General features: G+C 71.6%; 13 protein-coding genes. 7 read left to right on the top strand and 6 right to left on the bottom strand.

What is annotated here, in order from left to right:
• Nucleotides 1-40 precede the first annotated feature (40 nt).
• From ACFWXC_RS18135 to ACFWXC_RS18125, 3 genes are read right to left on the bottom strand one after another with little or no spacing between them, the layout of a single operon-like run.
• Nucleotides 41-1,423, bottom strand: coding sequence for a ferric reductase-like transmembrane domain-containing protein (locus ACFWXC_RS18135; RefSeq protein ID WP_384479760.1), 1,383 nt, complete (start codon nucleotides 1,421-1,423; stop codon nucleotides 41-43).
• Nucleotides 1,424-1,482: 59 nt separating this feature from the next.
• Complete coding sequence (locus tag ACFWXC_RS18130) at nucleotides 1,483-1,953, bottom strand: FMN-binding protein (RefSeq protein WP_384479758.1); 471 nt, start codon at nucleotides 1,951-1,953, stop codon at nucleotides 1,483-1,485.
• A 10-nt stretch (nucleotides 1,954-1,963) separates the two neighbouring features.
• Entirely contained in the window at nucleotides 1,964-3,322 is a 1,359-nt protein-coding gene (locus ACFWXC_RS18125) for a ferric reductase-like transmembrane domain-containing protein (protein ID WP_384479756.1), read from the bottom strand.
• Between the two features lie 152 nt (nucleotides 3,323-3,474).
• Here ACFWXC_RS18125 and ACFWXC_RS18120 point away from each other — a divergent pair, with 152 nt between their 5' ends.
• Both ACFWXC_RS18120 and ACFWXC_RS18115 read left to right on the top strand, forming a co-directional pair.
• Nucleotides 3,475-4,215, top strand: coding sequence for a response regulator transcription factor (locus ACFWXC_RS18120; protein WP_384480024.1), 741 nt, complete (start codon nucleotides 3,475-3,477; stop codon nucleotides 4,213-4,215).
• Nucleotides 4,212-5,717, top strand: coding sequence for a sensor histidine kinase (locus ACFWXC_RS18115; protein WP_384479754.1), 1,506 nt, complete (start codon nucleotides 4,212-4,214; stop codon nucleotides 5,715-5,717). The genes ACFWXC_RS18120 and ACFWXC_RS18115 overlap by 4 nt, the downstream gene beginning before the upstream one ends.
• A gap of 104 nt (nucleotides 5,718-5,821) precedes the next feature.
• Here the strand turns inward: ACFWXC_RS18115 and ACFWXC_RS18110 are convergent, their stop codons facing one another.
• The 3 genes from ACFWXC_RS18110 to ACFWXC_RS18100 form a co-directional block, all read right to left on the bottom strand.
• Nucleotides 5,822-6,526, bottom strand: coding sequence for a L,D-transpeptidase (locus ACFWXC_RS18110; RefSeq protein ID WP_384479753.1), 705 nt, complete (start codon nucleotides 6,524-6,526; stop codon nucleotides 5,822-5,824).
• Nucleotides 6,527-6,529: 3 nt separating this feature from the next.
• Entirely contained in the window at nucleotides 6,530-7,117 is a 588-nt protein-coding gene (locus ACFWXC_RS18105) for a pyridoxamine 5'-phosphate oxidase family protein (protein WP_384479751.1), read from the bottom strand.
• Nucleotides 7,118-7,259: 142 nt separating this feature from the next.
• Entirely contained in the window at nucleotides 7,260-8,126 is an 867-nt protein-coding gene (locus tag ACFWXC_RS18100; protein ID WP_384479749.1) for a hypothetical protein, read from the bottom strand.
• A gap of 213 nt (nucleotides 8,127-8,339) precedes the next feature.
• Between ACFWXC_RS18100 and ACFWXC_RS18095 the strand changes: the two genes are divergently transcribed.
• The 5 genes from ACFWXC_RS18095 (at nucleotide 8,340) to ACFWXC_RS18075 (ending at nucleotide 14,377) form a co-directional block, all read left to right on the top strand.
• Entirely contained in the window at nucleotides 8,340-9,536 is a 1,197-nt protein-coding gene (locus ACFWXC_RS18095) for an argininosuccinate synthase (RefSeq protein WP_384479748.1), read from the top strand.
• 98 nt (nucleotides 9,537-9,634) lie between these two features.
• Nucleotides 9,635-11,068 (top strand): argininosuccinate lyase, encoded by a 1,434-nt coding sequence (argH, locus tag ACFWXC_RS18090; protein ID WP_384479746.1) that lies wholly within the window; start codon nucleotides 9,635-9,637, stop codon nucleotides 11,066-11,068.
• A gap of 168 nt (nucleotides 11,069-11,236) precedes the next feature.
• Nucleotides 11,237-12,211, top strand: coding sequence for an aldo/keto reductase (locus ACFWXC_RS18085; protein ID WP_384479745.1), 975 nt, complete (start codon nucleotides 11,237-11,239; stop codon nucleotides 12,209-12,211).
• A gap of 85 nt (nucleotides 12,212-12,296) precedes the next feature.
• Nucleotides 12,297-12,848: a helix-turn-helix domain-containing protein gene (locus ACFWXC_RS18080; protein WP_351700578.1), complete on the top strand. Its 552-nt coding sequence runs from the start codon at nucleotides 12,297-12,299 to the stop codon at nucleotides 12,846-12,848.
• Nucleotides 12,845-14,377 (top strand): MFS transporter, encoded by a 1,533-nt coding sequence (locus ACFWXC_RS18075; protein ID WP_384479743.1) that lies wholly within the window; start codon nucleotides 12,845-12,847, stop codon nucleotides 14,375-14,377. Before ACFWXC_RS18080 ends, ACFWXC_RS18075 begins: the two co-directional genes overlap by 4 nt.
• Nucleotides 14,378-14,380 lie beyond the last annotated feature (3 nt).

Below are 14,380 nucleotides of genomic sequence, written 5' to 3'. Positions count from 1 at the left end.
CGAACTCCCGATTCCCTGGATTCCCGTGTGGTCCCGTCGCTCACATCTCGAACGACTCGTGATGGATGCGGCGGGCGGGAACTCCCGCGCCGCGCAGTGCTTCGTACACGCCCTGCGCGAACCCGGGCGGGCCGCACATGAAGACGTCGTGGTTGTCGATGTCCGGGATCTTCCGCTGGAGGTTCTCCGCGGAGATGTCCGGCCGTTCGCCCTCCGGGCTGTTGACCGCGTACATCAGCCGGGCCCCGCGCTCGTTGGCGATCTTGGCGAGTTCGTCCCAGAGCGCCAGGTCCTGCGTGGTGTTGGCCCGGTAGAGCAGGGTCAGGTCGCCGGCGGCTCCGGGCAGCGTCTCGAACAGCGCCCGCATGGGCGTGATCCCGACACCGCCCGCCACCAGCAGGACCTTGCCGCGGCTGCGCCGGGACGCGGTCATCGCCCCGTACGGCCCTTCGGCCCACACCTTGGTTCCGGGCCGTAGTTCGCGCAGCCGCGCGCTGTGGTCGCCGATCGCCTTGACGGTGATCCGCAGCATGTCGGGGCGGGGCGCCGCCGACAGCGAGTACGGGTGCGAGCTGAACCGCATCCCCGGAGCCATGAAGCGCCAGCGGAAGAACTGCCCGGCCTCCGCGCCCATCCGGTGCAGCTTGCGCCCGCCGATCAGCACCGACACGATGCCCGGCGTCTCCTCGATGACCGCCTCGACCCGCATCCGGTGCCGCAGGTTGAGCCGGATCGGGGTGAAGATCCGGTACCACACGACCAGCGCGGTGACAGCGCCGTACAGGCCGTACCAGAAGGTCTTGGCCATCGGCGTGAGGGCGAAGTCGTTGCCGGTGGTGATCTGGTGCCAGAACGTCAGGAACACCGCCGCGTACGTGAGCAGGTGCACGTGGTACCAGGTGTCGTACGGCATCCTGCGCCGGACCGGGCCGATCGACGTGAGGCCGATGACCACGAACAGACCGGTGCCGATGGCCGCCTTGCCCATGTCGGGAAGCTGGTTCACGGAGTCGATGGTCTGCTGGACGATGTCGTTCAGCGTCTTGCCGGCCTGCAGGGCATAGCCCCACATGATGAGGAAGACGTGCGCGAAGACCAGGCAGAGCGTGTAGCGGCCGCTCATCGCGTGCCAGCGGGCGACCCGGTCGGAGCCGACCCGCCGCTCCAGCGCCGGCACCCGGGCCATCTGCAGCACGACGAGTGCCATCAGGTATCCGGCCAGCAGACCGGTGATCCGGCCGGCGTTGAGGATCTTGCCGTTCTGGTCGGCGATGGACGGGGTGTTGTGCCACCACAGCCACAGCACGGCCACCGCCCCCGCCCATACGGCGAGCAGCAGCGGTACGGCCGGGGAGCGGCGCGGGCGGATGCGGCGCATCGTCTGGCGGCGGGCGGCACGTCCGCCTGCGAGCGTGGTGGTCACGGTTCCTCCGTAGGGACTTGACCCTTGGCCCACAGATACGTGCCTTACTGCCTGAGTGTTCAGAGACCCGCGGAGTCCAGCGCGGACTGGAGCGACTGCTGGTAGCCCTCGCTGGTGTACGTGGCCCCGGAGACGGTGTCGATCTGGGCGCTCTGTGCCGCCAGCGCCTCGCTGCGCAGCTGCGGCAGGGCGTAGCTGTTGATCTGCTGGTCCCGGGGGTTGTCCTGTGGGTACTGGAGCGCCGTGACGTCGGTGATCTTCCCGCTCCTGACGGTCACCCGCACCTGGACGGGGCCCCAACGGGTCTGCGCGGTGTCCCCGGTGACGGTCTTGGTACCGGTACCGGTACCGCTGCCCGACCCGCCGGATGCGGCGCTCGCGCTGGACGACGGCGCGGGGGCCGCCGAGTCGGTGACCACGGTCGGGGCGGTGTGCGGCTTCAGCGCCAGCAGCATCACCATCCCGGAGACGGTGGCGGCGCTCGCCAGCGTGATGCGCCGCAGGGGCCGGTTCTTGTTCAGTGGGTGCACGGCAGGGGCCTCACAGCTCGAAGGACTCGTGGTGGATACGGCGATCGGGCACACCGGCGGCGCGCAGCGCGCCGTACAGCTCCTGGGCGAAGCCGTGCGGGCCGCAGATGTACACGTCGTGCGTGGCGAGGCCGGGGAAGGCAGTCCGCAGCGACTCCGCGGTGAGGGCGGGGCGTTCGCCGTGCGGACCGTTGAGGGCATAGAGCACCCGGGCCCCGCGCCACCGCGCGATCGCCTCCAGTTCGCCGCCCAGCGCCAGATCCTCGGCCGTCCGCGCCCGGTAGAGCAGCGTGACCTCGCCGGGCAGCGTCTCGAAGAGCGCCCGCAGCGGGGTGACCCCGACGCCCGCCGCGATCAGCAGGGACCGGTGACCGATGGCCCGGTCGGCGGTGAGGGAACCGTACGGTCCCTCCGCCCACACGCGGGTGCCGGGGCGCAGCAGCGACACGGCCGCGCTGTGGTCGCCGAGCGCCTTGACGGTGATCCGCAGCAGGTCGCCGCGCGGCGGCGCCGAGAGCGAGTACGGAGTCGACGTCCAGCCCATGCCGTCGCCGCCGAAGAACCGCCAGCGGAAGAACTGCCCTGCCTGAGCGCCCAGTTCACCGATCCGCCGGCCCCGCACCACGACCGAGTACACGCCGGGCGCCTCCTGCCGTACGGACTCCACCCGCAGCCGGTGCCGGAGATTGAGCCGCACCGGCGCCAGCACCCGGAACCACACCACCAGGGCCGCGACCCCCAGATACAGCGCGTACCAGAAGGCGGTGGCGACCGGCTTGCCGTTGAAGTCGTTGCCCAGCGCCAGCTGGTGGCCGAAGGCGAGGAAGACGGCCGCGTAGGTGAGGAGATGGACGTAGTACCAGAACTCGTAACGGGTACGGCGGCGCATCGCCCGCACCGAGGTGACGCCGACCGCGAAGAGGATCAGCGTGCCGGCGGTGGCCTTGAGCATCTCCGGGTAGTGGAGGACGACATCGACCGCCTCGTGGACGAGCGAGGCGTGGTCCTGGGCCGCGTACCCGGTGAGGATCAGCACGATGTGCGCGGTCAGCAGACAGACCGTGTACCGGCCGGCCGTCGCATGCCAGCGGGCGACCCGGTCCGAGCCGACCCGCACCTCCAGCAGCGGCACCCGGGCCATCAGGCCGACGAGCACCGCGCAGGCGTACCCGCACAGCAGCCCGGCCATCCGCCCGGCCCCGGTCAGCCAGCCGGCCGCTCCGACGACCGAGCCGGTGTCCGACCACCACAGCACGAACACGGCCGCCGCCCCGGCCCACAGCACGGCGAGCACGGCGGCGGCGGGGGAGCGGCGCGTGGCCACGGCGGGCACGGCCGAGGCCGTACGCCGGTCGTCCACGGTCGTCATGAGCGGGGTCCTTTCTCCGTTCGGTGCCGCCACTGTGCAGTCCGAACCTCTGAGCGACCTCTCAGTGACCACCGGGCTCAGCCGACTCAGAGCAAACTCAGAGGGCCGCGGGTCACCGCTCTCCACCCGGAGGGGCGATGCTGGTAGACGCCATGAACACGACCCGCTCCGGCCGCCCCGCCCTCACCCGACCCGACGGCACCCCGCTCCGCGTCCTCGTCGTCGACGACGACCCCGACCTGGCGGAGGTGCTCACCGGCGTCCTGCGCTACGAGGGCTGGCAGGTCCGCGCGGCCGGCGACGGCGCGTCCGCGCTGGCCGCGGCCCGTGAGCTGCTGCCGGACGCGGTGATCCTCGACGTGATGCTCCCGGACACCGACGGCTTCGCCGTGCTCCGCTCGCTGCACCGGGTCAAGCCGGACGTCTGCGTGCTCTTCCTCACCGCCCGGGACGCCGTCGAGGACCGTATCGCCGGCATCACCGCGGGCGGCGACGACTACGTGACCAAGCCCTTCAGCCTGGAGGAGGTGGTCGCCCGGCTGCGCGGCCTGCTGCGCCGGGCCGGCATGGCCCGCCAGCAGGAGGACGGCCCCCGGCTGGTCGTCGGCGACCTGACCATGGACGAGGAAGCCCGCGAGGTGACCCGGGCCGGCGAGCTGATCGAGCTCTCCCCGACCGAGTTCGAACTCCTCCGCTTCCTGATGCGCAACCCGCGCCGCGTCCTCAGCAAGGCACAGATCCTGGACCGGGTGTGGTCCTACGACTTCGGCGGCCGCGCCCATGTCGTCGAGCTGTACATCTCCTACCTGCGCAAGAAGGTGGACGCGGGCCGCGAGCCCATGATCCACACGGTCCGTGGTGCCGGGTACGTCCTCAAGCCGGTGACCCGGTGAAGTTCCTCCGACGGCTACGGCTACGGCTACGGCTACGGCTACGGCACCTGCCCGGCCCCCGCACCCTCCGCGCCCGCCTCACCGCGGGCCTGGTCGTGCTGCTGGCGGTGAGCTGCGCGGCCGTGGGCATCGCGGCGGTGGTCGAGCTGGACGGCTTCCTCACCGGGCGCCTGGACCAGCAGCTCCAGCAGACGGGGCCGAGCTTCCCGCAGTCCCTCGAACACGGCGACTACAAGCCCAGCGACCGGGACGGCGACGAGCACGGCGACACCCGCCGTCAGGCCGCCGGCACCTTCGGCGCCCGCCTGCTGAAGGGCCGGGTCACCAACGCGGCCGTCATCCCCTCCGGAGCCGACCCGGACCTGACCGTCGGCCTCACCGCCCGCGATCGCACGGCCCTCGCCGAACTGCCGGTGGACGGACGCGGCCACACGGTTCACCTCTCCTCGATCGGCGACTACCGGTTGCTGGCCTGGACGGGCCGGGACGGCGACGTCCTGGTCACCGGCCTGCCCCTGGAGCCGGTACGGGCCACCGTCCACCGCCTGGAACTGGTGGCGGCCGGCGTCTTCGGCCTCGCCCTCGCCGCGGCCGGGGTGGCCGGAGCGCTCTGGGTCCGCTGGTCCCTGCGCCCCCTGAGCCGGGTCGCGGCGACGGCCACCCGGGTCAGCGAACTCCCGCTCGCCAGCGGGGAGGTGGCCCTGCCACCCCGCGCCCCCGAGTCGGACCCCCGCAGTGAGGTCGGCCGGATGGCCACCGCCTTCAACCGCATGCTGGGCCACGTCGAGGACGCGCTGACCAAACGCCACGCCAGCGAGGAACGCCTCCGCTCCTTCGCCGCCGACGCCAGCCACGAGCTGCGCACCCCGGTCGCCTCGGTCCGCGGGCACGCGGAACTGGCGCTGCTCCACCCGGGGCCGCTGCCTCCCGAGATCACCCGGGCCCTGGAGCGCATCGCCGCCGAGTCCGCCCGGATGGGCGAGATGGTCGACGACCTCCTCCTGCTGGCCCGCCTGGACGCGGGCCGCCCGCTGGAGAGCCACCCGGTCGACCTCACCCGGCTGACCCTGGACGCGGTCACGGACGCCCGCGCCTCGGGTCCGGACCACCGCTGGACCCTGGACCTCCCCGAGGAACCGGTGACGGTGACCGGCGACACGCACCGCCTGCAACAGGTGCTGGCCAACCTGTTGGCCAACGCCCGTCTGCACACCCCTGCGGGCACGAAGGTGACGGTGACGCTGGAGACGGACGGCGGGACGGCGGTCCTCCACGTCCTCGACGACGGCCCGGGCATCCCGCAGGACATCCGGTCCGGCGTCTTCGAACGCTTCACGAGAGCGGAACACCGCCGCCGCGCGGACGCCTCCGGCGGGGGAGCGGGCCTGGGCCTGTCGATCGTGGCGGCGGTGGTGGAGGCGCACGGGGGGACGGTGACCTTGGAGAGCCGCCCCGGCTCGACGACGTTCACCGTGAAGCTGCCGGCAACGGCCACTCCCTAGGGGCGCGGGGCTGTCTCAATTTGCGGCTCCGCCGCGTGGGCGCGACCGGCCCAAGACGGCCTGCACCCGCCAACGCACCGCACCTCTTACGGCGCAACCGCACCTCAATACCGGGTAAGAGCCGTATCCCCGTCCACCGTCCCGATCGCCATGTGCGGCCCCTTCTTCGGATCCGCCCACCGCACGATCTCCCGCATCGCGTCCACCGGCACGGACACACACCCTGCGGTGGCCCCGCTCCCGTTGACATGCAGGAAGATCCCGGCTCCGCGCCCCCGGACCGGACGCTCGTAGTTGAACCCGATCACCAGCGCATACGCGTACTGCGTCCCGTACGACGACAGCTGCTCCGCCTCGGTGGCCCGGCAGTCGGCCGGCAGCGGCTCCACCCAACGGTTGTAGGAGGTCGAGTCGTTGTCCTGGCACCACCACGAAGTCGCCGTCACCGGTTGGTACTTGACGGAGGTACCCGTCGGCGCCGCCTGGAGGCCGAACCCGAAGGGAAGGTCGTACAGCCCCGTCGGGGTGGTGTTCGTACCCTGCTGCCGCGCGGCCCCCTCGACCAGCCCCTTCGCGCCGAACCGGGCGGCGGCCGACCCCACCTGCACCCACTGTCCGTCCCGGCGCTCCCACCAGGTCAAGGTCCCCGAGGTCGAGCTCAGCGCGGACGCCTCCGCGGTGATCAGCTGGGTGCCGCCGCCCGTGTCGGCCATCCGGGCGGGCAGCGGTTGCGGATCCCCGGCCCCCGGTGCCGCGCCGAGCAGCAGCAGGGACGCGGAGACAAGGGTGACGACGACGCCTGGACGCATGGCTCAGACGGTAGACGGCGGCAGCGGCAACGGCAGCCCGGGTAGGCCGTCCAGGCTCACCGCGATGTGGTCCTTCTTCTCGAAGTACGCGCTCAGCGAGGCGTCGTCCTCGCGCGCGAACCGCTTCCCGTGCAGGTCGCGGTCGGCCTCGTACGCCATGTGGGGGACCGCGTAACCGCAGCTGTCCCGGACGAGTTCGGCGTGCACGACGATGATCGCGCGCAGGCCGTGCCGGGTCGGGTCGATGTCCGGGAAACGGGTGAGGAGTTCCCGGAAGCGGGGGTCGTCGCGGAGGACCGCCTCGCCGTGCCCGTGCACCCGCACGATGTTCGGCGGGCCCTGAAAGGCGCACCACATCAGGGTGATGCGGCCGTTCTCCCGCAGATGGGCGATGGTCTCGGCGTTGGAGCCGGCGAAGTCCAGGTACGCGAGGGTGTGTTCGTCGAGCACCACGAAGGAGCCCTGGAGGCCCTTGGGGGAGAGGTTGACCGTGCCGTCGCCCGCGAGCGGGGCGGTCGCGGTGAAGAACAGGGGCTGTTCCTCGATGAACGTGCGGAGCCTGCCGTCGATGCGCTCATAGGTCTTTCCCATACCGGGGAATTATCGGCGCGTGTACTTCGCACGTCTGAGTAATTCCGGCATCCGGACGACCCCCGGTGCCCCGGGCCCGCGGACACCACTGTGGCCGCCCCGGCCGGCGCTGTACACGGGGCGGCCACAGCTGCCTGTCACGTCACTTGGTGAGCGTGCAGGCGGCCAGGGAGTCGAGGCCGGTCGGCTTGGCCGACGTACGGCCGATCGCGATCGCGATCCGGTCGATGGTCGACTTCCGCTTGTCCGCCAGGGGGCCGAGGATCGCGTTGTTCACGAAGTTCGGGCCGCCCTGGCCGACCGTGGTCTGAAGCCGGTTGTTGGCCTCGCCGATCTGAGTCTGGAGCAGGGCGAGGTTCCGGTCGACCTCCGCCTGCGCGGACGCGGGGATCGCCGGCAGCTGCGAGGCGACGTCGGGGCAGGTGATCGTGCCCGCCGCGGAGCTGCCGGTGCTCGTGCCGGTGCTGCCGGTCGACTGCTGCTGGGTGGCCGCCGTGCTCGGCGTGGCCGAGGCCGCGCCCGTCGCCGTACCGCTGCCCGTGTTCGTGCCGGTCCCGCTCGCGTTCAGGGTGCACGGCGCCAGCGCGTCCAGGCCGGTCGGCTTGGCGGCCGTACGGCCGATCGCCGTCGCGATCCGGTTGACGGTCGCCACGCGCTTGTCCTTGAGGGGGCCGAGGATCGCGTTGTTCACGAAGTTCGGCCCGCCCTGGCCCACCGTGTCGACCAGCCGCTTGTTGGCCTCCTGGATCTGCGTCTGCAGGAGGGTGAGGTTGCGCTCGACCTCGGCCTGCGCGGAGGCCGGGATCGCGGGCAGCTGCGAGGCGACGTCCGGGCAGGTGATCGTGCCGGGTGAGGCGGCGAGGGTGCGCGCGTTGCTCGTGCCACTGCTCTTGTCGGGCGTACCGGCGAGGGCCGAACCGGCGATGACCGCACCGGAGAGCGCCACGGCGGCAGCGCCGCCGATCAGCACGACGCGACGCTTGTTGTACTTCGGAAGAGCCCTGGACATGCGGATGCCTCACTTGGGTCAGAGGTGGGTTTACAAATGCGGCGCCGGCGTTCAGGCATGGGTACGAGAAAGCGGTTTCATTTGTTCAAACCTCTTTCACGAATCCCTGACACGGCTCGCAAGGTCTCCGTGACCGGAGCGAGCCGGATTGACGAATCATGCAGAGCTCTGCATACTCATGCATAGCAAGTGGATGTACGGGAGGAGGAACCCATGACCGAGCGCGTCGTACTCGCCTACTCGGGCGGGCTGGACACCTCCGTCGCCATCGGCTGGATCGCCGAGGAGACGGGCGCCGAGGTCATCGCCGTCGCGGTGGACGTCGGCCAGGGCGGCGAGGACCTGGACGTCATCCGCAAGCGCGCCCTCGCGTGCGGCGCGGTCGAGGCCGAGGTCGCCGACGCCAGGGACGAGTTCGCCGAGGAGTACTGCCTCCCGGCGGTCAAGGCCAACGCCCTCTACATGGACCGCTACCCGCTGGTCTCCGCCCTCTCCCGGCCGGCGATCGTCAAGCACCTGGTCGCCGCCGCCCGCAAGCACGGCGCCACCACGGTCGCCCACGGCTGCACCGGCAAGGGCAACGACCAGGTCCGCTTCGAGGCCGGCATCGTCGCCCTCGCCCCCGACCTCACCTGCATCGCACCGGTCCGCGACTACGCGATGACCCGCGACAAGGCCATCGCCTTCTGCGAGGCGAAGCGCCTCCCGATCGCGACCACCAAGAAGTCCCCGTACTCCATCGACCAGAACGTCTTCGGCCGCGCCGTCGAGACCGGCTTCCTGGAAGACATCTGGAACGGCCCGATCGAGGACATCTACGAGTACACGCAGAACCCGGCCACCCCGCGCGAGGCCGACGAGGTGGTCATCACCTTCGAGCAGGGCGCCCCGGTCGCGATCGACGGCAGGCCCGTCACGGTGCTCCAGGCGATCCAGGAGCTGAACGAGCGCGCCGGCGCCCAGGGCGTCGGCCGGATCGACATGGTCGAGGACCGGCTGGTCGGCATCAAGTCCCGCGAGGTGTACGAGGCCCCGGGCGCCATCGCGCTCATCACGGCCCACCAGGAACTGGAGAACGTCACCGTCGAGCGCGAACTCGCCCGCTACAAGCGGCAGGTGGAGCAGCGCTGGGGCGAACTCGTCTACGACGGCCAGTGGTTCTCCCCGCTCAAGCGCGCCCTGGACGGCTTCGTCGACGAGGCCAACCAGCATGTCACCGGCGACATCCGGTTGACCCTGCACGGCGGCCGTGCGGTGGTCACCGGCCGCCGCTCCGGCTCCTCCCTCTACGACTTCCACCTCGCCACCTACGACACCGGCGACACCTTCGACCAGGCCGCGGCCAAGGGCTTCATCGACATCTACAGCCTGTCGTCGAAGATCGCGGCGCAGCGTCAACTGCGGGCGTAGCCCGGCGCGACCTGTCCCGAGCAGTAGCGTGACAACCGCCTCCCCGTTCATGGCCGGGGAGGCGGCGCCACATCCGTATCTCTCTAGGAGCAACGCAAGTGAGCAGCAACAGCGGTGACGTTCGGCTCTGGGGCGGCCGTTTCGCCGACGGTCCCGCCGAGGCCCTGGCGAAGCTGTCCGCGTCCGTCCACTTCGACTGGCGGCTCGCGTCCTACGACATCGCCGGTTCGCGTGCCCACGCGCGCGTGCTGCACAAGGCGGGCCTGCTCACCGAGGACGAACTCCAGCGCATGATCGCCGGCCTCGACCTGCTGGAGGCCGATGTCGCCGACGGCTCCTTCGTGGGCACCATCGCCGACGAGGACGTCCACACGGCTCTGGAGCGCGGCCTGCTGGAGCGCCTCGGTCCCGACCTCGGCGGCAAGCTCCGCGCCGGCCGCTCCCGCAACGACCAGGTGGCCACCCTCTTCCGGATGTACCTCCGGGACCACGCCCGGGTGATCGGCGGCCTGATCGCCGACCTCCAGGACGCCCTGACCGGTCTCGCGGAGGCCCACCCGGACGTGGCCATGCCGGGCCGCACCCATCTCCAGCACGCTCAGCCGGTGCTCTTCGCCCACCATGTCCTGGCCCACGTCCAGTCCCTGTCCCGGGACGCGGAGCGGCTGCGCCAGTGGGACGAGCGCACGGCCGTCTCCCCGTACGGCTCCGGCGCCCTCGCCGGCTCCTCGCTCGGCCTGGACCCGGAGGCGGTGGCCGCGGACCTCGGCTTCGAGCACGGCAGTGTCGGCAACTCCATCGACGGCACGGCCTCCCGCGACTTCGTCGCCGAGTTCGCCTTCATCACCGCGATGATCGGGGTGAACCTCTCCCGGATCGCCGAGGAGATCATCATCTGGAACACGAAGGAGTTCTCCTTCGTCACCCTGCACGACGCGTTCTCCACGGGCTCGTCGATCATGCCCCAGAAGAAGAACCCGGACATCGCGGAGCTGGCGCGCGGCAAGAGCGGCCGCCTGATCGGCAACCTGACCGGCCTCATGGCCACCCTCAAGGCCCTGCCCCTCGCCTACAACCGCGACCTCCAGGAGGACAAGGAGCCGGTCTTCGACTCCTGCGACCAGCTGGAGGTCCTGCTCCCCGCCTTCACCGGCATGATGGCCACCCTCACCGTCAACCGCGAGCGCATGGAGGAACTGGCCCCGGCCGGCTTCTCCCTCGCCACCGACATCGCGGAGTGGCTGGTCAAGCAGGGCGTCCCGTTCCGTGTGGCCCACGAGGTGGCCGGCGAGTGCGTCAAGGCGGCGGAGGCCGAGGGCAAGGAGCTGGACGAACTGACCGACGACCAGTTCGCGAAGATCAGCGCCCACCTGACCCCCGAGGTCCGCTCGGTCCTCAACGTCCCCGGCGCCCTCGCCTCCCGCAACGGCCGGGGCGGCACGGCCCCGAGCGCGGTGGCGGTGCAACTGGCGGAGGTCAAGGCGAACGTGGCCCAGCAGCACGCGTGGGCAAACGCCAAGAAGCAGGGCTGATCAGGCGTCCCGCACCGGGGCGCCCCGTCAGGGGCGCGGGGAACTGCGCGACCGGCCACTACGCGCCCGCACCCGCCAACACACCGCGCCACCCGAGCTCCGAGGCGAAGGTCATCGCGGGTTACGTTGGTCAGGAACCGAACCGGAGCCGACCCGACGGAGCCCGCGATGCCCTTCGCCCGACTGGCAACAGCGACAACCCCCACCTGCCACATCGGCCTCGGCCTCGCCGCAGTCGGTCGCCCCGGCTACATCAACCTCGGTCGCGAAGAGGACCTGGGCACCGATCGCAGCGCAGCCGCGCTGCGCACCCGCACGCACGAACTCCTCGACGCCGCCTACGCCCAGGGCGTCCGCTACTTCGACGTGGCCCGCTCCTACGGCCGCTCCGAGGAGTTCCTCGCCGACTGGCTGAACGCCCGCCCCGAAGCCGCCGCCGACGTGGTCGTCGGCAGCAAATGGGGCTACACCTACACCGCCGGCTGGTCGGCGGACGCCGAGACCCACGAGGTCAAGGACCACAGCGTCCGGACCTACGACCGCCAGCGCGCCGAGACCGCCGAACTCCTCGGCGACCACCTCGACCTCTACCAGATCCACTCGGTGACCCCGGACAGCCCGGCCCTCACCGACAAGGAGCTGCACGCCCGCCTCGCCGAAGCGGCCGCCACCGGCCTCACCGTCGGCTTCTCCACGAGCGGCCCCGCCCAGGCCGACGCCATTCGTGCCGCCCTCGCCGTCACGGTCGACGGCGAGCCCCTCTTCCGTACCGTCCAGTCGACGTACAACGCCCTGGAGACCTCGGCAGGACCCGCCCTCGCCGAGGCGCACGACGCCGGACTGACGGTGATCGTGAAGGAGGGCATGGCCAACGGCCGCCTGGCCGCCCCGCACGCCCCCGACGCGCTGCGGGTCGTGGCCGAGGAGACCGGTCTCGGCTGCGACGCCGTGGCCCTCGCCGCCGTCCTGCGGCAGCCCTGGGCCGGAGTCGTCCTCTCCGGTGCGGCGACGCTCACCCAGCTCGACTCCAACCTCCACGCGGCCGCGGTCGACCTCGACGACGACCAGCTGACCCGCCTCGCCACCCTGGTCGAGGAGCCGAACGCCTACTGGGAGCGCCGCGGCAGCCTGCCCTGGCACTGACACGGAACCACCCCTCACCAGCCCTCTGTGACTCACGCATGCCCACCGTGAGACAAAGATGTCTCAGATGGGTTACCCTTGTCTCATGGCTCTCGATCGTGAGCAGGTGCTGCGCAGCGCGGCCGCCCTGCTGACCCGCAAATCCACCGCGACCATGGACGAGGTCGCCAAGGCCGCCGGGATCAGCCGGGCCACCCTGCACCGGCACTTCGCGGGCCGGGACGCGCTCGTCCGCGCACTGGAGGCGCTCGGCATCGAGGAGTGCGAGGCGGCCCTGGACGCGGCCCGCCTGGACGAGGGCCCGGCGGCCGACGCCGTCCACCGCCTGGTCCGCGAGATCGAACCGGCCGCCGGCCTGCTGGCCTTCCTCTACACCGAGAACCAGCTGTTCGAGGGCGAGCAGCAGAACCAGGGCTGGACCCGCATCGACGACCGCATCGCGGCCCTCTTCCGGCGCGGCCAGCAGAACGGCGAGTTCCGTATCGACCTCACCCCCGCCTGGCTCACCGAGGCGCTGTACGGCCTGCTCGCCTCCGCCGCCTGGGCGGTGTCGGAGGGCAGGGTCGCCCCCAAGGACTTCACCCACATGATCGTCGAGCTGCTGCTCGGCGGTGCACGACGAAGAGAGGAATCATGACCAGCACCGTGCGGCCGGCGTTCGCCACGGAGACGGAGGAGAAGCGCCCGGGCCGCTGGCTCGCGCTCTCCGTCCTGGTGCTCGCCGTGCTGCTGGTGGCCGTCGACGCGACCGTCCTCGGCCTCGCGACCCCCTACATCAGCGAGGACCTCGAGCCCACCGGCACCCAGCTGCTCTGGATCGGTGACGTCTACTCGTTCGTCATCGCGGGACTGCTGGTCTCCATGGGCAGCCTCGGCGACCGCATCGGCCGCAAGCGGATCCTGCTCTGCGGTGCGACGGCGTTCGGCGCGATATCCGTCCTGAACGCGTACGCGACGACCCCGGGGACGATGATCGCGGCCCGCGCCCTGCTGGGCGTCGCCGGCGCGACCCTGATGCCCGCCACCCTCGCCCTGATCCGCAACCTCTTCCACGACCCGCGCGAGCGCAGCCTCGCCGTCGGCATCTGGGGCGCCACCGCCTCCGCCGGCACGGCCGTCGGCCCGATCGTGGGCGGCCTCCTGCTCGAACACTTCTGGTGGGGGTCGGTCTTCCTGATCAACCTGCCGGTGATGGTGGTCCTGGTCCTCGTCGGTATCAGGACGCTCCCCGAGTCCCGCAACCCCGACCCCGGCCCCTGGGACCTGATCAGCGTCGTGCTGTCGCTGGTCGGCATGATCGCGGTCGTGTACGCGGTGAAGGAGGCCGCGACCCACGGCCTGACCGGGGTCACCGCGGCCACCGCCCTCCTCGGCGCCGCGGCCCTCTGCGGCTTCGTCCGCCGTCAGCTCACCATGCCGAAACCCCTGCTGGACATGCGGCTGTTCCGCCGGCGCGGCTTCAGCGGCGCGGTCCTCGCCGACCTGCTGACCGTGCTCGGCATGTCGGGCCTGGTGTTCTTCCTCTCCCAGTACCTGCAACTGGTCCAGGGCAGGCCCCCGTTCGAGGCGGGCCTGGCCGAACTGCCGGCCGCCGTGGGCGCGGTGGCGGCGGGCCTGGTGGCCGGCCGGACGGCCCGCCGCCACTCGGTACGCGCGGTGGTCTCCGGCGGCCTGGCGGCCGTCGGCGTGGCCCTCGCGGCCCTGACCACGCTCTCGCAGTCCACCGGCTACCCGATCCTCGGCGCGGCCCTCCTGGTGGTCGGCGTCGGCGCCGGCTTCTCCTTCACGGTCACGGCGGACGTGATCCTCTCCAGCGTCCCCAAGGACCAGGCCGGTGCCGCCTCGGCGGTCTCCGAGACGGCGTACGAACTGGGCGCGGCCCTGGGCATCGCCCTGCTCGGCTCGATCGTGATGGGCGTCTACCGCGGATTCCCGGCCCCGGCGGGCACCCCGGCCGCCGCTCACGAATCCCTGGGCGCGGCGGTGCAGGCAGCGGCGACCATGCCCCCGCGCACGTCCACCGAGATGCTGGCGGCGGCCCGGGACTCCTTCGTCCACGGCCTGCACCTGGCCTCGGGCGCGGGCGCCGCGGTCCTCCTGGCGACGGCAGCGGTGGCCTGGTTCCTGCTGAAGGGGCAGAAACTGGAAGGCGGCCTGTCGGTGTGACGC

The sequence above is a fragment of the Streptomyces sp. NPDC058683 genome (assembly GCF_042716195.1).
Classification (GTDB): domain Bacteria; phylum Actinomycetota; class Actinomycetes; order Streptomycetales; family Streptomycetaceae; genus Streptomyces.
Note: the sequence above shows the minus strand (reverse complement) of the source record. Positions and strands in the feature narration are given on the sequence as shown.